Below are 15,217 nucleotides of genomic sequence, written 5' to 3'. Positions count from 1 at the left end.
CTCCCTTTGCGGTTAAATTCATCCTTACTTTTTTATAGCTCCACAGGTTTTTATATTGATACTAAATTTGATTATTTTATCTAAAAAATATTAGGCATAAAAAAAGCCTATAAATTAAAATTTATAGGCTTACAAATGTTTGTGGAGAATACCGGATTCGAACCGGTCACCCCTTGCCTGCCAGGCAAGTACTCTAGCCAAATGAGCTAATCCCCCTTTTATTGTTTGGAATCTGTATTCGAACTGTTACCCTCCCGAATACATAGGGATACTCTAACCAAATGAGCTAATCCCCCAAAGCGTTAGCAAATAAAGTCATTTAATTCTCAAAAAACAAATTTCAAATCGCTTCGGGCTAAAATATTTTCCAAAACCGTAACTTTACGATCAAATCTATTTTTATGAGTTCAGAAAATCAAAATGGTTCTTTGCAAACCACTTTAAATAATGCTATTGCAACTGTTCAATTTGGTCATCCCGCCAGTAATTCTTTTCCTCGTGAACTATTAAATCGCTTAACGGCAGAGATTAATTTATTAAGTCAAAAGGAAACAGTTTCGGTTATTGTTTTGCAAAGCGAAGGTTCAAAAGTTTTTTGTTCAGGCGCTTCTTTTGATGAACTTCTTGCGGTAGAAAATGAAGAACAGGGAAAAGAATTCTTCTCAGGATTTGCTCATTTGCTAAACGCAATGCGCTCTTGTTCTAAAGTTATTATTGGTCGCGTTCAAGGAAAAGCCGTTGGTGGCGGAGTTGGGATTATTTCGGCTTGTGATTATGTTTTGGCTACGCCCGAAAGTGCTATAAAATTATCCGAATTAGCCATTGGAATTGGTCCGTTTGTAATTGAACCAGCCGTAAGCCGAAAAATTGGAAAAACAGCAATGACCGAAATGACACTTGCAGCGCACGAATGGAAATCGGCAAACTGGGCACTTCAAAACGGACTTTATGCGTCGATTCATAATGCAGAGGAATTGGATATTGAAGTCGAAAAATTTGCCAAAAAACTAAGTTCATACAATCCGGAAGCTTTATTCGAAATGAAAAAAATCATCTGGGAAGGAACAGAGCATTGGCAATCATTACTTCTTGAACGTGCTGCAATTACTGGAAAATTAGTATTATCTGATTTCAGCAGAAATGCTTTGACACAATTTAAAAAGTAAAGTTTTCAGTCTCAGTTTTCAGTTTACGATAACTTTGTCAAAGTTTAAAACTTTGACAAAGTTCAGTATACTATTAAAAAATCAAATTTTACTAAACATGTATATCATTTCATTATTCCAAAAAGTCGATGTTGCAGAGAAACTTAAGACCGCTCCGGACAGCAGTTATCAAATTGGCGTACTGATTGGATCATTTCTTCCTTTTGTAGTTTTAGTAGGAATTGCTTACTGGATGTATAACCGTGCTAAAAAAAGAGACAAAAACGGTTATTAATTCGTAAATTTGCAACCTAAAATTCAAATCGATGAGTAATATCAGAATTACAAAACAATTTAGTTTCGAAACCGGTCACGCCTTATATGGTTACGATGGAAAATGCAAAAACGTTCACGGCCACAGTTATAAATTGTCGGTTACCGTTATTGGTTCGCCAATTATGGATCGATCAAATGTAAAATTCGGAATGGTAATTGATTTTTCGGATCTAAAGAAAATTGTAAAAGAAGAAATCGTTGATCAGTTTGATCATGCAACGGTTTTTAACGAAACAACTCCGCATATCGAATTGGCAAATGAATTAAAAAATCGTGGACATCACGTTATTTTAGTTGATTATCAGCCTACAAGTGAAAATATGGTTGTAGATTTTGCTGAAAGAATCATTGCACGTTTACCAAAAGATATTTCTCTTTTCTCACTAAAACTTCAAGAAACAGAATCTTCATTTGCAGAATGGTATGCTTCTGATAATTTGTAAATAGAAAAAAGTAAATTGTAAAAGGTAAAACGTTTCACATCTCACAAACCACATCTCACAATACATGAAAAAAGTATATTTCGCTTCTGATCAGCATTTTGGAGCTCCAACTCCTGAATTGAGTTTGCCGCGCGAACAAAAATTTGTAGCTTGGTTAGATGTTGTAAAACAAGATGCAGAAGCTATTTTTTTACTAGGAGATTTATTTGATTTTTGGTTCGAATACAAAACTGTTGTTCCTAAAGGATTCGTTCGTGTATTAGGAAAATTAGCAGAAATTCGTGACAGCGGAATTCCGATTTATTTTTTCGTGGGAAATCATGATTTATGGATGAATGATTATTTTCAAACCGAATTGAATATTCCTGTTTATCACGATAACAAAGAATTTACTTTTAACGGAAAAACATTCCTGATTGGTCATGGTGACGGAAAAGGTCCCGGCGATAAAGGTTATAAAAGAATGAAAAAGGTATTTACAAATCCGTTTTCAAAATGGCTTTTCCGCTGGTTACATCCCGATATTGGTGTGAGTTTAGCACAATATTTATCGGTTAAAAACAAACTGATTTCAGGAGATGAAGATGTAAAATTCTTAGGCGAAGAAAACGAATGGCTTGTTTTGTATGCAAAACGCAAACTCGAAACCAAACATTATAATTACTTCATTTTTGGGCATCGCCATTTACCTATGATTCTTCCTGTTGGAGAAGAATCTAAATATGTAAATCTGGGCGACTGGATTGGCTACTTTACCTATGGAGTTTTTGACGGTGAAACTTTTGAACTTCAAAAATTCGAACAATAATTATTTTTTATTCGTCGGATAAATTCCAATTTTGTGCGTTCTCAAAACATAATTCGACATTTGTTTCGTGTTCGAAAGTTGGAATTTAATTGCACCTGATGATTGTTTAGGCATATGACATTCTACGCAATTAGATGCCAATAAGCTTCCTGACATCGTTTTTAATGTCGTTTCATTATGCTTGAAATCCTGATGACAACTCATACATATTTTAGAATAAGAAGCCAGATTCTTAGAAGCATTTTCATGCGGATTGTGACATGTAATACAATCCATTTTTTCACTTTTGATAAAACATTTGCTTTGTGACATCAAACGAAATTGATTTCCATGTACATCAAATTTTGCTGTATCAGTAATACTTCGAGTCTCTCTGTAAAAGTCAGATAAAACACTTCCGGGTTTAAAATCAAAACGGGATTTTATTTTCATTCCGTCATTTCCGGCGTGACAAAGTGCGCACGCATCAAGCTTTTGTTGTCTGTTTAATGTTTTATAACTTGTGATGCTATTAGCAACTTTTACGTTTGGATTTTTAATATGAAATTGAACATGCGCTTTCGCTGGTCCATGGCAACGCTCACAATCAATTCCGTAAACGATGGTTTTTCGATCAATAATATCTTCAACATCCATAGACATGAAGTTTTTTTCTGTCGATTTCTGTCCAACATTTCGACTGCTAATATTTGAAGCATGGCAAGAATAACAATCCTTCATCACCATTCGATCAAAATAAGGTTTATCAGCAGGAAATCCAGGACTTGTTGCCCAATTATTTATAGAACTATAATACGAAACCGGTAATTCATAGGTATTATTCTCACGCCAATAAACTGAGGTCTGTGCATGTTTAGCACCAAAAACAATCTCAAAACGATGCGCCTCAACTTCCTTTCCGTTTTTATACAAAACCTGATAAAGACTGTCGTTGCGCTTTTCCATTACCAATTTGGTATTCTTATCGTAGATAAAAACGTGATTTTTTGAATCAAAATCACCCAAAACATTCCCTAAAATTGCAGGAGCAGTTGCTTTAAAATGAGAACTTTGCAAAGCCATATCATATTGCGTTTTATGACAATCAATACAACTTTCAGAACCTGCGTAATCAGTACCGCGAGGATCAATATATTCATCAGATTTGTTTGTGCAATTTGACAAGAAAACCGCTAAAACAACTATAGCAAAAAGAATGCGTGTTTTTTTCATTGCTGTAAATATACTTTTTTTTGTATAAAATCAAAATATATTTCAATAATGAAAAATTGTTGTTAAAATATTTAGAATGTTTCTTAATTCATCCCAACTCCATAAACATATTCATCCAAATCAATTCGAAATAAAGAACCTTCAACTAAATCTTTAATCGATTTAAGCTCTGTCATTGAAACTGCCAAATCAATAGCAGAACAAGGTGTTTTCAATAAGAATTTATGGCATGAATATTTTAATTCGCAAGCTTCGCAACAAGCATTTTCAATCATACTATCTTCAATTAAATCACAAAAATGATTCAATTCCTGAACTGTAAAATAAAACCCAGTTTCCTTAAACACTAACTGAACTTTGTCTAATATGGTTTCATTTTGCTTTTTCCAATAAAAAGCTATTCCGAAGTTGTTATGATATATTTGCTCTATTTCTCTCATCGTAAATCGTTTTATTCCAACAAATATAAATATTATTTATATTAATTCTAAATAAAAAAATCATAAAAAAGATAAAATTTTAAGCGTTTGAGTCCTATAATTCGCTTTAAGAGCAGTTTGCCTAAAATTTACTTATAGCATTTTGGTTTTGTTAAAAACATTACTTATACCACTGCTTAATTTTAGATAAGAACTCTTGTTGTTGATCTACAAACAAATAATGAGAGCAATTATCCAAAAAGGCAAAATGATTTTTACCAACCAAATCTTTAATTGAAGCTATTTGTGCCGGTGAAAAAACACCATCGTCTTTTCCATAAATGGCGTAGATAGAAATACCTTCCGCGTTTATCTTTTTTAAAGACGATCTTGTGTCGATATTATTTTGCTTTTCGTTTTGGTAAAAAAGTAGCGGAGCATTTTTATTTCGAATATTAGTTTTAAAAAACTCACTTGCTTCGTAATCAGCATATAACTTTTTTGATGCTTTGGTTGGCTTTGGCATTTTAAAATAATCATTATCACTTGCCAAATCAAAACAATGTTTTCTATATCCTGCCGAGTTTTTATCCAGTTTTTCTACGTAAGCTATTTTATTGAGGTTTTTAGAATCCTTAATTTTCAAATATTTTTTCTTCAAAGAATTTAAAATGTGATCATAAGTTTCTTGCTGCGAAAATAAAGCTCCTGCTAAAATAAGCTTACTCACATTCTTAGGATATTTTTCGGTATAAAGGGTTGCAACCAATCCGCCAAAACTATGTGCAAGAAGAGTCGCTTTCTTTAAATTATACTTTTTATAAATGGTATTTAAATCCTGAAAAGCTTCTGCATAAGTAAATTTCGCATCAGGATCTGAAGATCTTCCCTCGCCTCTTCGGTCGTAAACAATTACATAAAACCCAAGATTAGCCAATTTTTGAGCCGTTGTACCTTCAAATAAAGTCGAATTACCACTTGGACCTCCGTGAATAAAAATAATGCTTTTATCTTTTTTATTTCCGTATGTTTTAATGTAGAGATTTTGTCCGTTTGCGAAAAAGGATATTGTTAAAACGAAAGCAAGAAGAAATGATTTCATCAATTTGAAAAATTAGTGTTTTAAAACGGCATAAATGATAGTATCTTTTGCGAAGTAACGATCTTTTTCTTGATCGTAATCTTTCAAAACAAGATGCATTTGCAAAATATTTTCCTGAATTTTAACACCCTCTTTTTTAAAATAAAGATCTTCTTCAGATTGAAATTCACCAATCTTTCTTTCGAATAAAAAATACTTCTTTTCAATGACTTCATATTTACAACACGAACCTAAAAACCCTTGAAATTTTGTATTGATTTGAATTTGATCATTTTCAAATCTGGTATCATTCGGAACAAAGAAAAAAAGAAAAACAGATCCTAAAATAGCACCAAAAATTCCATCGATTAACCAACCTATAAAAATAAAAAAAGGCGAAAAAATGTAAACGGAAAAATATAGAGCTCTTTTCTTAAAAGGCTTCACATTATAAAAGAACAAAATACAGGCTGAAGCATAAAATAGAATTTTAAGAACTAAACGCAAATTGGAAATTAAACCAATTTCGAAAACAACATTAATTATAAAATTGATTAAAAGTATAATTAATGTTATAAGATGAGTCCTTAAAAGTATCTTTTTAATTTTGCTCATTTACTCCTGATTATGATGTTCCTCCATCTCTTTATTCAGATCTAAATTTCTGAATGTCGGCGATTTTAATGCTGTTACAATAACAGTCAATAGAGTAACACTTCCTCCAAAAACAACAGAAGTTACAGTTCCCATTAATTTAGCGGTTGCACCACTTTCAAAAGCACCCAATTCATTAGAAGATCCAACAAAAATTGAATTTACTGCACCAACTCTTCCGCGCATATGATCGGGAGTTTTAAGCTGTAAAATCGTTTGACGAATTACTACAGAAATTCCGTCAGCAAGTCCGCTTAAAAATAAAGCAAAAACAGAAAGCCAGAATGACGTAGAAAGACCGAATAAAATGATCGATAATCCGAAAACAAATATGGCTACTAAAAGTTTCTTTCCTGCATTTTCATACAAAGGCACATAAGCAGAAACGAGCATCGTAATGAAAGAACCTACCGCCGGAGCAGCTCTCAATACACCAAAACCTTCTGCGCCAACTTTTAAAATATCCTGAGCAAAAACAGGTAATAACGCAACTGCACCTCCAAAAAGTACTGCAATCATGTCAAGCGATAAGGCGCCTAAAACGATTTGGTTTCTAAATACAAAAGTTAAACCCTCTGTAAGACTGTCTTTTATAGATTCTCCAATCTTAGGATTTACGATTGGTTTTTTACTGATTTGCGATAAAGCAATTAAGGAAAGTATTGAGAATCCAAAAACGATACACATTGACCAGTGAACGCCAATCCAGTTAATTGAGAATCCAGCCAGCGCCGGTCCCATAACAGCACCAATTTGCCAAACCGAACTACTCCAAGTTGCAGCATTTGGATATGCTTTTTTAGGAATAATCAGCGATAGAAGAGAGAAAATAGTTGGACCAAGAAAGGCTCGTACTAATCCGCCTAAAAAAACTAAAGCATAAATTGAATATAAAACAATCGTTGGCGCTAAATCACCAACCACTTTTGGCCACGTCAGTAAAAACAATCCGAAACTAATTACAGAAAATCCCAGAATACATTTTACCAATAATCCTTTCTTTTCCTTTTGATCGACAATATGTCCGGCAAATAATGCCATACCAACGGCGGGAATAACTTCCATTAAACCAATAATCCCAAGCGAAAGTGGATTTTTAGTTAAACTGTAAACTTCCCATTCGATCACAATAAACTGCATCGCCCAGGCAAAAACCATGGCAAAACGCAATAATAAAAAAACATTAAATTCTCTGTAGCGCAATGCCTGATAAGGATCTCGCTTTTCTATTTTATTCGTCATTTGTTCTAATATCTTTTAGCATAAGTTGAGTCGAAACGGTTCCGTTCCACTCGTTTTCAGCCAACGAATACGCCAGCTGAAAAGTATTTTGATTTTTTGTAATGTCTAATTTTTTTCCCAATCCAAAACCTATTGCAGCTATTCCATCTGAATTATATTGCTTTACAAAAAGTCTCAAATGTTCTTCTTCCGCGCCTAAAGTTTTGGCATAACCTGTATCTTTTACTTCTTTGGTCATAAAAACAGGCGTCATATTCAGCGGTCCAAAAGGTTCGAATTGTTTTAAAATCCGAATTAGTTTTGGAGTAATATCACTAAAGTTAATTTCAGCATCAACTTCTATTTCCGGCGTTCGCATTTCCGGCAAAATGGTTTCCTGCACTTGCTTTTCAAAAGCGTCTTTGAAGATTTTGTAGTTCTCCGCTTTCAACGTCATTCCTGCTGCATACATATGTCCTCCAAATTGTTCTAAATGTTCAGAACAAGCATCAAGAGCGTTGTAAACATCAAATCCTTTTACAGATCTGGCAGAAGCCGCATATTTATCACCGCTTTTGGTAAAAACCAAAGTTGGTCGATAATAAGTCTCGATAAGTCGTGAAGCTACAATTCCAATAACGCCTTTATGCCAGTCTTCCTGAAACACAACTGTCGAAAATCGGTCTTGTTCGTTATTGGCCAGGATTTGCTGAAAAGCTTCTTTCGTAATTTGTTTGTCCAGATCTTTTCTGTCTGAATTGTATTGTTCTATTTCTGAAGCAAATTGTTGCGCTTGCTCAAAATTAAATTCTGTTAATAATTCAACAGCATGATTACCGTGTTTGATTCTTCCGGCAGCATTTATTCGGGGAGAAATAATAAAAACAACATCGGTAATATCAAGCGTTTTCTTTTTTACCTGATGTACCAAAGCTTTAATTCCCGGTCTTGGATCTGAATTAATAACTTGCAATCCGTAGTAAGCCAAAACTCTGTTTTCGCCCGTTATCGGTACAATATCCGCTGCAATTGCTGTTGCAACCAAATCCAGATACGGAATTAAATCTTCTATCGTTTCGTTTCTATTTGTTCCTAAAGCCTGAATTAATTTAAAACCAACGCCACAACCACATAATTCATCATATGGATACGTGCAATCTTCTCTTTTTGGATCTAAAATCGCAACCGCATCGGGAAGAAATTCTCCTGGTCTGTGGTGATCACAAATAATAAAGTCTATGTTTTTTTCTTTCGCGTAAGCAATATGATCAATGGATTTTATTCCACAGTCTAAAGCGATGATTAACGTAAATCCATTATCATCGGCAAAGTCGATTCCTTTAAAAGAAATTCCGTAACCTTCAAGATAACGATCTGGAATATATGTGGCAATATTAGGATAATGAGATTTTAGATAAGAAGAAACCAAAGAAACTGCCGTTGTTCCGTCGACATCATAATCGCCAAAAACCAAGATGTTTTCCTGATTTTCAATCGCCTGTTCGATTCGGGAAACGGCTTTATTCATGTCTTTCATCAGGAAAGGATCATGAAGATGTTCTAATGAAGGACGAAAGAAATTCTTAGCATCGTCAAAAGTTTCAATGCCACGCTGAATCAAAAGTGTTGCTACAAAATCTTCTACATTCAAGGCTTGCGCCAAATGTTTGATTTTATCTTGAGAAGGTTTTGTTTTTAATGTCCAACGCATGGTTGATTTTAGATTTTAGAGTGTTGATTTTAGATTGTAAAAATCGAAAATCGTTTAATCAGAAAGGTATTTTTTTTCTAATGCCACAGATTAAAGGATTTAAAAAGGATTTTTTATCTGTGTTAATCTGTGAAATCTGTGGCAAAAAATATTCGGTTTTACCTTTGTCAAAGTTTTAAATTTTGACAAAGGTTTTCAGCATTATTTTGCTTCTAAAGCATTTCCTTCGAACTTAACTCCGTCCCAACCTAAGTTGATAAAGTTTCTAATGTTTTGGTGATTTGTTCCGCTTGGATCGCCTAAAACTTCTTCAAAATAGAAAGCTCCAAAACAAGCTAAAGTTTCTTCTTTGCTTAGATTTTGCAACTTCGCGAAAGAAAACAATTTGCATGAACCAGAATTTTCTCCGGCGGCATTATGTTGAGTTCCGTTTTGAAAAGCTGTTGGCGTGAAGTTGTAATTTTCTTCGATTACAGCAATAGTTTCAGGAAGTGTTATTTCGGTTGGAGTTTGTTTTAATTTTTCTAAAAAGGCTTGTATGCTCATGTTATGCTTTATTTTTTTTCAGATGGATTTAAATGTCTTTTATTTTCTATTTCTAACAATTGCTTTTCAGAATATTTAAAATCATAACTATTGTTATTTTTCTGATGAATTCTAACTATAATGTCATTATAATTATATTCATTTTGTATTAAAAAATTCCTATACAAAATTGCAATTTTCGCAGAATGGCCTTTTAAAAATTTCATGTCTTTTTCTAATACATCACTATTGAAAAGATTTATTTCATAACTTTTCTTATTTAGATCAATATCGCTTTTAACAGGTCCTGTATTTATTTTTTCTGGCTGATAAAGATGCCCTATTTTCTGAATTTCAGTGTCATCATCTTTAGAATGATCAATTTCTTTATTCTTACAAGAAATTATACTGATCAATAGAAAGAGAAATATTATTTTTTTCATAAATAATTTAATCTTCGTCTTCTTCTGGTTCATCCTTCGAAAACTTACTTTTCTTAGGTTCTTTTGTTATTGTTTTTCCGGCAACGACTACAACAATTTCGCCACGTGGTGCTGTTTTTTCAAAATGCGCTAAAACTTCTTTTGCAGTTCCGCGTACGTTTTCTTCATGTAGTTTTGACAATTCTCTTGAAACACAAACTTGTCGGTCTTCGCCAAAATACTGAATAAACTCAGCTAAAGTCTTAACGAGTTTATGTGGCGAAACGTATAAAATCATTGTTCGTGTTTCTTCGGCTAAAGCCAAAAATCGAGTTTGACGTCCTTTTTTATCAGGCAGAAAACCTTCAAAAATAAATTTATCGTTTGGCAATCCGCTGTTTACTAAAGCTGGAACAAAAGCGGTTGCGCCAGGCAAACATTCGACTTCTATTTTATTTTCGACACAAGCGCGCGTTAATAAAAATCCGGGATCTGAAATCGCCGGAGTTCCAGCATCTGAAATCAAGGCAATGGTTTCGCCGGCTTTCAAACGCGCAATTAAGTTTTCGGTTGTTTTGTGTTCGTTGTGCATATGATGGCTGTGCATGTGCGTACCAATTTCAAAATGCTTCAACAATTTTCCACTCGTTCTGGTATCTTCCGCCAAGATCAAATCGACTTCTTTCAAAATCCGAATGGCACGAAAAGTCATGTCTTCAAGATTGCCAATTGGCGTTGGAACGATATATAATTTAGACATATTTTATTATTGTGAAATGTAAAATGTGAGATATGAAATTCGTGTTTATGAGAATTTTTTCTCTACAATTCCTAAGAAACGTTCTGCGTAATCGTCTTTTCCAACCCAATTATTATAATCCGGTTTCACCATATTTTCGATGAAATCTACGGCTTCAGTATAAGAATCAAAAGTTAGTAATTGGTTTAAAACGCGGCTATAATCTTCAGAACTGTTTCCGAAAAGATTCTTGGTAAAAGCAATACGGTCATTTAAATCAATATGAAAACCTTTTGCAAGTTTTTCGTTTAACGTAACCACTTTTGGTTCTGCCGGAGTTTCTAGAACTACAGTTTCTACAATTTTCTTCTCTTTAAATTCGCTGATTACGGGAGTTGGAGAAACGGCTTCAAAGCTGTCTACTTTTACAAATTCAGCATCAGCATAATTGATTCCGAAATCTTCAAATAAAATAGAAACAGGTTCTGGTTTTGTTGTAACTTCTACCTTTTCCTCTACTTTGTCTTCTATTTTCTCTGCTTCTCTATCTAATTCAAAAGCTGGAATAAAATTCGGAATTGGTTTTAGATCGCTAATTGTTGTAAAAGAAATTTCTTCAAATGAGGCTTTCTCTTCTTTTAAAGGTTCAACTTCTTTAATTGCTTCAAGCTCCTCTACTTTTTCAATTACAGGCTCTTCAATAACTTCCTCTTCAATTTCTTCAACTGGTTCAGGAATTACTTCTACTGGAGTTTCAGCAACTATTTCTTCAACAATTACAGGTTCAGCAATTGCTGGTTCTGCAATTTTTTCTTCTACAATTTCTTCTGCAACAATTGGAGTTTCGATCACAGCTTCTGCCGGAGCAATATCATCTTTTTCGAAGATTGTTTCAACTTCAGCAGTAATTTCACTGTGCGTGATTGTTGGTTTTACAGTATCAAAGTTTTCGTCTACAAACTTCAGCACCGCTAATTTCTCATATAATTTCTGTGTTTCAAGATATAATTGATTGATATCGGATTTATTTTTAAGCTTTAAAATTCGATGTGCAATGCTGATTAAATCGGCTTCCAATTTTTTTTTCATAACTGTTGAAATTATAGTGAATAGGGTATTTTAGTATATTTTGTATTCGAATGTTTTTATTCTGGGATGAAATTCGCAGAACAATTTTTTATTTCTGTTAATAAGCGTTTGCGAATCTCCGATTTGATAAAAATTTTCTACTTTTGAAAAAACGTAAAACATCAAAATTTTGCGTCAATTTATTACCAGTACAAAGTAATAAAAACTATTCATTTTTAAAGGTAGAAAAATACAAAATGTTTCTCGAAAATACAGTAAATCACAAAGAACAATTTGGTTGGATTGAAGTTATTTGTGGATCAATGTTTTCGGGTAAAACCGAGGAGTTAATCCGCAGATTAAAACGCGCCCAATTTGCCAAACAAAGAGTCGAAATCTTTAAACCTGCCATTGATACCCGCTATCATGACGAAATGGTGGTATCTCATGATTCCAACGAAATTCGCTCAACTCCGGTTCCTGCCGCTGCTAATATTTCCATTTTAGCACAAGGCTGCGACGTTGTTGGTATTGACGAAGCTCAGTTTTTTGACGATGAGATTGTTACCGTTTGTAATGATCTTGCTAATCAGGGAATTCGTGTGATAGTTGCAGGGCTTGATATGGATTTTAAAGGAAATCCTTTTGGACCAATGCCAGCGCTTATGGCAACCGCCGAATATGTAACTAAAGTTCATGCCGTTTGTACCAGAACAGGAAATCTTGCCAATTACAGTTTCCGTAAAACTGACAATGACAAATTAGTAATGCTTGGCGAAACCGAAGAATATGAACCGTTAAGTCGTGCCGCGTATTATAACGCCATGAAAAAGATTCAGGATAAATAAAATTGCTTTCTCTTCACAACAAAACAAACTACAAATGCAGAAACCTACAACAAAAAAGAATTTAATTATTTTAGTAATAAGTGCAATTGTAGCATTATCATTAGTTTTTGTCTTTTATTATTCTTTTAAAGAGCCTGTTACTGACACAGAAATGGTTGAATTAGTTGCGAAGTACAATAAGAATTGCCCTTTAGTTATCCAGGAAGGAATTCGCCTGGACAATGTTACTTTACCAAAAGATAAAGTCGTTCAATACAATTTGACTTTACTTAATGTAGAAAAAGAAACGGCAGAAATCGAAACGATAAAGAAAAATATCGAAGAAAGTCTGCTTAGCACCGTTAAAGCAAATCCCGGACTTCAAACATTTCGTGATAATGATTTTACTCTGATTTATAATTATGATGACAAAAAGGAAAACTTTTTGTTTGAGATCACGATAACGCCTGAACAATATAAATAATTCAGAAGTTCCATTATAAAATAAAACCCGACAAGTTCAAAATTTGTCGGGTTTGTTGTTTAAAAAAGATTGGTCATTCCGTAGGAATGTTTCATTGGTAGACAATTAAATTGGTTTGTGAATATACGTTCTGTAGGAACGTTTGAACAATCGAATGGCAGTTTTGCGATTAATTACATGAAAAACAAGTGTCCCTACAGGACACGATTCGAAAATTTCAATATTTTTTTCTACCGATCAAATATTCCTACGGAATAATAAATGATGTTATAATGTTGTTCGTGCAATTTAAAAAAAACTCTACATCTAAACTGGACTAAAGTCCAGCCCTACAATATAAATCGTTCCTTCGGAACTTTAAAGAGCCTTCGGCTCGAACTATTTTGTAAGGCCGGATTTTAATCCGGTTTAATATGCGATGACGATATAAAACAAAACGCGACAGATTTTTAAAATCTGTCGCGTTTCTTATTAGATATGAAGCTTAATTTTTCTTAATCTCTTAATGGTAAAAAAAATAAATTTAAATGTTTAAATTTTAAATCTTCTTCCTCATTCTTGCCACCGGAATATCAAGCTGTTCACGATATTTTGCAATCGTTCTTCTGGCGATTGGATATCCTTTTTCTTTTAGAATTTCTGCCAATTGATCGTCTGGTAAAGGTTTCTTTTTATCTTCTTCTTCAATTGTATTCTGAAGAATTTTTTTGATCTCTAAAGTCGAAACATCTTCACCCTGATCGTTTTTCATTGCTTCAGAGAAAAACTCTTTGATTAGTTTCGTTCCGTATGGTGTTTCAACGTATTTACTGTTTGCAACACGCGAAATCGTCGAAATATCCAAACCAACCATATCCGCAATGTCTTTTAAGATCATTGGTTTTAGTTTCGTTTCATCGCCGTCTAAAAAGTATTCTTCCTGATAATGCATAATCGCATTCATGGTTACAAAAAGTGTTTCCTGACGTTGTCTTATTGCATCAATAAACCATTTAGCCGAATCCAGTTTTTGTTTGATAAACTGAACCGCATCTTTTTGTGCCGATGATTTATCACGAGAATCTTTATACGTCTGCATCATTTCCTGATAATCTTTAGAAACATGCAAAGACGGAGCATTTCTTCCGTTTAAAGTCAGTTCTAATTCTCCATCAACAATTCTGATGGCAAAATCTGGAACCACATTTTCAGTTACTTTGTTGTTTCCGGTATAAGATCCGCCCGGTTTTGGGTTTAGTCTTTCGATTTCGTGAATCGCTTTTTTAAGCTGTTCATTCGAAACACCATATTTCTGAAGCAGTTTATCGTAATGTTTTTTGGTAAAAGCATCAAACTGATTTTCGATAATATCAATTGCTAAATCAACATATTCTGTTGGCGTTTTGTGCTTTAATTGCAATAATAAACATTCCTGCAAATCACGCGCTCCAACTCCCGAAGGTTCTAATTCATGAATTACCTGAAGCATTTTTTCGACCATTTTCTCATCCGTATAAATACCCTGAGTAAACGCCATATCATCTACAATATCCGGAACGCTTCTGCGGATGTAACCCATATCGTCAATACTTCCAACAAGGAATTCGGCGATTTCGCGTTCTTCATCATTTAAAATAAAAGTATTTAACTGATTGATTAAATCCTGATGAAAACTTATCGGAGAAGCAAACGGTGTTTCTCTTTCTTCGTCTTCACTGTAATTATTCACCTGAGTTTTATAATCCGGAGTATCATCGTCGCTTAAGTATTCGTCAATATTAATGTCGTCTGCTTCTATTCTGTCAGATTCAGCATCATCATAATCGTCGTAGTCTTCATTGGCGAATTCATCGGCTTCGTATTCTTCTTCTTTTCCAGCTTCTAATGCCGGGTTTTCGTTCATTTCTTCTAATAAACGTTGCTCAAAAGCTTGCGTAGGCAATTGAATTAACTTCATCAGCTGAATTTGCTGTGGAGATAATTTTTGGGATAATTTTAAATTTAAAAATTGCTTTAGCATATAAAAAGTTGCTAAGATGCTAAGCTTCTAAGGCTCTGAGCATCTTATATTGACGAATTAATTCGATTTAAATTATTTATATTTTAAAAACTTAGAACCTTAGTACCTCAGTTCCTTAGAACC

17 protein-coding genes and 1 tRNA gene are annotated in these 15,217 nt (G+C 33.7%); 6 read left to right on the top strand and 12 right to left on the bottom strand.

Annotation, left to right across the window (positions count from 1 at the left end):
• Positions 1–142: 142 nt before the first annotated feature.
• Positions 143–216 (bottom strand) — tRNA-Ala (locus C8C83_RS11240).
• 185 nt (positions 217–401) lie between these two features.
• Here C8C83_RS11240 and C8C83_RS11235 point away from each other — a divergent pair.
• The 4 genes from C8C83_RS11235 to C8C83_RS11225 all read left to right on the top strand — a co-directional run bounded on the left by C8C83_RS11235 (position 402) and on the right by C8C83_RS11225 (position 2,732).
• A complete protein-coding gene (locus tag C8C83_RS11235; protein WP_121328666.1) occupies positions 402–1,166 on the top strand; it encodes an enoyl-CoA hydratase/isomerase family protein in 765 nt (254 codons plus the stop codon).
• A 97-nt stretch (positions 1,167–1,263) separates the two neighbouring features.
• Positions 1,264–1,440 carry a hypothetical protein gene (locus C8C83_RS27225; RefSeq protein WP_165877235.1) on the top strand — a complete coding sequence of 59 codons (177 nt, stop codon included), beginning with the start codon at positions 1,264–1,266 and terminating at the stop codon, positions 1,438–1,440.
• Between the two features lie 31 nt (positions 1,441–1,471).
• On the top strand, positions 1,472–1,924 hold the full coding sequence (locus C8C83_RS11230) for a 6-carboxytetrahydropterin synthase (RefSeq protein ID WP_121328665.1): 453 nt from the start codon (positions 1,472–1,474) through the stop codon (positions 1,922–1,924).
• A 64-nt stretch (positions 1,925–1,988) separates the two neighbouring features.
• A complete protein-coding gene (locus tag C8C83_RS11225; RefSeq protein WP_121328664.1) occupies positions 1,989–2,732 on the top strand; it encodes a UDP-2,3-diacylglucosamine diphosphatase in 744 nt (247 codons plus the stop codon).
• Here the strand turns inward: C8C83_RS11225 and C8C83_RS11220 are convergent, their stop codons facing one another.
• The 10 genes from C8C83_RS11220 to C8C83_RS11175 all read right to left on the bottom strand — a co-directional run bounded on the left by C8C83_RS11220 (position 2,733) and on the right by C8C83_RS11175 (position 11,805).
• On the bottom strand, positions 2,733–3,944 hold the full coding sequence (locus C8C83_RS11220) for a cytochrome c3 family protein (RefSeq protein WP_121328663.1): 1,212 nt from the start codon (positions 3,942–3,944) through the stop codon (positions 2,733–2,735). It abuts the gene before it with no gap.
• 83 nt (positions 3,945–4,027) lie between these two features.
• A complete protein-coding gene (locus C8C83_RS11215) occupies positions 4,028–4,384 on the bottom strand; it encodes a hypothetical protein (protein ID WP_121328662.1) in 357 nt (118 codons plus the stop codon).
• Between the two features lie 160 nt (positions 4,385–4,544).
• Entirely contained in the window at positions 4,545–5,465 is a 921-nt protein-coding gene (locus C8C83_RS11210) for an alpha/beta hydrolase (RefSeq protein ID WP_121328661.1), read from the bottom strand.
• Between the two features lie 12 nt (positions 5,466–5,477).
• Positions 5,478–6,059, bottom strand: a complete 582-nt coding sequence (locus C8C83_RS11205; protein WP_121328660.1) for a hypothetical protein — start codon at positions 6,057–6,059, stop codon at positions 5,478–5,480.
• The gene (locus C8C83_RS11200) at positions 6,060–7,340 is read right to left on the bottom strand and encodes an MFS transporter (protein WP_121328659.1); all 1,281 of its coding nucleotides are present in this window, start codon (positions 7,338–7,340) and stop codon (positions 6,060–6,062) included.
• The gene (gene recJ / locus C8C83_RS11195) at positions 7,330–9,030 is read right to left on the bottom strand and encodes a single-stranded-DNA-specific exonuclease RecJ (RefSeq protein WP_121328658.1); all 1,701 of its coding nucleotides are present in this window, start codon (positions 9,028–9,030) and stop codon (positions 7,330–7,332) included. The genes C8C83_RS11200 and recJ overlap by 11 nt, the downstream gene beginning before the upstream one ends.
• Before the next feature lie 201 nt (positions 9,031–9,231).
• The gene (locus C8C83_RS11190) at positions 9,232–9,576 is read right to left on the bottom strand and encodes a HopJ type III effector protein (RefSeq protein WP_121328656.1); all 345 of its coding nucleotides are present in this window, start codon (positions 9,574–9,576) and stop codon (positions 9,232–9,234) included.
• Positions 9,577–9,584: 8 nt separating this feature from the next.
• Positions 9,585–9,998: a hypothetical protein gene (locus C8C83_RS11185; RefSeq protein WP_132011751.1), complete on the bottom strand. Its 414-nt coding sequence runs from the start codon at positions 9,996–9,998 to the stop codon at positions 9,585–9,587.
• Positions 9,999–10,005: 7 nt separating this feature from the next.
• Positions 10,006–10,737: a 16S rRNA (cytidine(1402)-2'-O)-methyltransferase gene (rsmI, locus tag C8C83_RS11180; protein WP_121328654.1), complete on the bottom strand. Its 732-nt coding sequence runs from the start codon at positions 10,735–10,737 to the stop codon at positions 10,006–10,008.
• Between the two features lie 45 nt (positions 10,738–10,782).
• Positions 10,783–11,805, bottom strand: a complete 1,023-nt coding sequence (locus C8C83_RS11175) for a hypothetical protein (protein WP_121328653.1) — start codon at positions 11,803–11,805, stop codon at positions 10,783–10,785.
• Between the two features lie 236 nt (positions 11,806–12,041).
• Here C8C83_RS11175 and C8C83_RS11170 point away from each other — a divergent pair, with 236 nt between their 5' ends.
• Together C8C83_RS11170 and C8C83_RS11165 are read left to right on the top strand one after the other, a co-directional pair.
• Positions 12,042–12,632 carry a thymidine kinase gene (locus C8C83_RS11170; RefSeq protein ID WP_121328652.1) on the top strand — a complete coding sequence of 197 codons (591 nt, stop codon included), beginning with the start codon at positions 12,042–12,044 and terminating at the stop codon, positions 12,630–12,632.
• 34 nt (positions 12,633–12,666) lie between these two features.
• Positions 12,667–13,095 (top strand): hypothetical protein, encoded by a 429-nt coding sequence (locus tag C8C83_RS11165; protein WP_121328651.1) that lies wholly within the window; start codon positions 12,667–12,669, stop codon positions 13,093–13,095.
• 538 nt (positions 13,096–13,633) lie between these two features.
• On the opposite strand, the gene rpoN is transcribed toward C8C83_RS11165, so the two are convergent.
• Entirely contained in the window at positions 13,634–15,094 is a 1,461-nt protein-coding gene (gene rpoN, locus C8C83_RS11160; RefSeq protein ID WP_089353249.1) for an RNA polymerase factor sigma-54, read from the bottom strand.
• Between the last annotated feature and the right edge of the window lie 123 nt (positions 15,095–15,217).

The sequence above is a fragment of the Flavobacterium sp. 90 genome (assembly GCF_004339525.1).
In the GTDB taxonomy this organism is placed as follows: domain Bacteria; phylum Bacteroidota; class Bacteroidia; order Flavobacteriales; family Flavobacteriaceae; genus Flavobacterium.
This window is presented reverse-complemented; position numbering and strand designations above follow the sequence as displayed.

What these genes read in the sequence shown, in the direction of transcription:
- C8C83_RS11165 (WP_121328651.1), top strand. Translation starts at nt 12,667, where the DNA reads ATGCAGAAACCTACAACAAAAAAGAATTTAATTATTTTAGTAATAAGT.
- C8C83_RS11185 (WP_132011751.1), bottom strand. Translation starts at nt 9,998, where the DNA reads ATGAAAAAAATAATATTTCTCTTTCTATTGATCAGTATAATTTCTTGT.
- C8C83_RS11225 (WP_121328664.1), top strand. Translation starts at nt 1,989, where the DNA reads ATGAAAAAAGTATATTTCGCTTCTGATCAGCATTTTGGAGCTCCAACT.
- rpoN (WP_089353249.1), bottom strand. Translation starts at nt 15,094, where the DNA reads ATGCTAAAGCAATTTTTAAATTTAAAATTATCCCAAAAATTATCTCCA.
- C8C83_RS11200 (WP_121328659.1), bottom strand. Translation starts at nt 7,340, where the DNA reads ATGACGAATAAAATAGAAAAGCGAGATCCTTATCAGGCATTGCGCTAC.
- C8C83_RS11205 (WP_121328660.1), bottom strand. Translation starts at nt 6,059, where the DNA reads ATGAGCAAAATTAAAAAGATACTTTTAAGGACTCATCTTATAACATTA.
- C8C83_RS11170 (WP_121328652.1), top strand. Translation starts at nt 12,042, where the DNA reads ATGTTTCTCGAAAATACAGTAAATCACAAAGAACAATTTGGTTGGATT.
- C8C83_RS11190 (WP_121328656.1), bottom strand. Translation starts at nt 9,576, where the DNA reads ATGAGCATACAAGCCTTTTTAGAAAAATTAAAACAAACTCCAACCGAA.
- C8C83_RS11230 (WP_121328665.1), top strand. Translation starts at nt 1,472, where the DNA reads ATGAGTAATATCAGAATTACAAAACAATTTAGTTTCGAAACCGGTCAC.
- C8C83_RS11220 (WP_121328663.1), bottom strand. Translation starts at nt 3,944, where the DNA reads ATGAAAAAAACACGCATTCTTTTTGCTATAGTTGTTTTAGCGGTTTTC.
- rsmI (WP_121328654.1), bottom strand. Translation starts at nt 10,737, where the DNA reads ATGTCTAAATTATATATCGTTCCAACGCCAATTGGCAATCTTGAAGAC.
- C8C83_RS11215 (WP_121328662.1), bottom strand. Translation starts at nt 4,384, where the DNA reads ATGAGAGAAATAGAGCAAATATATCATAACAACTTCGGAATAGCTTTT.
- C8C83_RS11210 (WP_121328661.1), bottom strand. Translation starts at nt 5,465, where the DNA reads ATGAAATCATTTCTTCTTGCTTTCGTTTTAACAATATCCTTTTTCGCA.
- recJ (WP_121328658.1), bottom strand. Translation starts at nt 9,030, where the DNA reads ATGCGTTGGACATTAAAAACAAAACCTTCTCAAGATAAAATCAAACAT.
- C8C83_RS11235 (WP_121328666.1), top strand. Translation starts at nt 402, where the DNA reads ATGAGTTCAGAAAATCAAAATGGTTCTTTGCAAACCACTTTAAATAAT.
- C8C83_RS11175 (WP_121328653.1), bottom strand. Translation starts at nt 11,805, where the DNA reads ATGAAAAAAAAATTGGAAGCCGATTTAATCAGCATTGCACATCGAATT.
- C8C83_RS27225 (WP_165877235.1), top strand. Translation starts at nt 1,264, where the DNA reads ATGTATATCATTTCATTATTCCAAAAAGTCGATGTTGCAGAGAAACTT.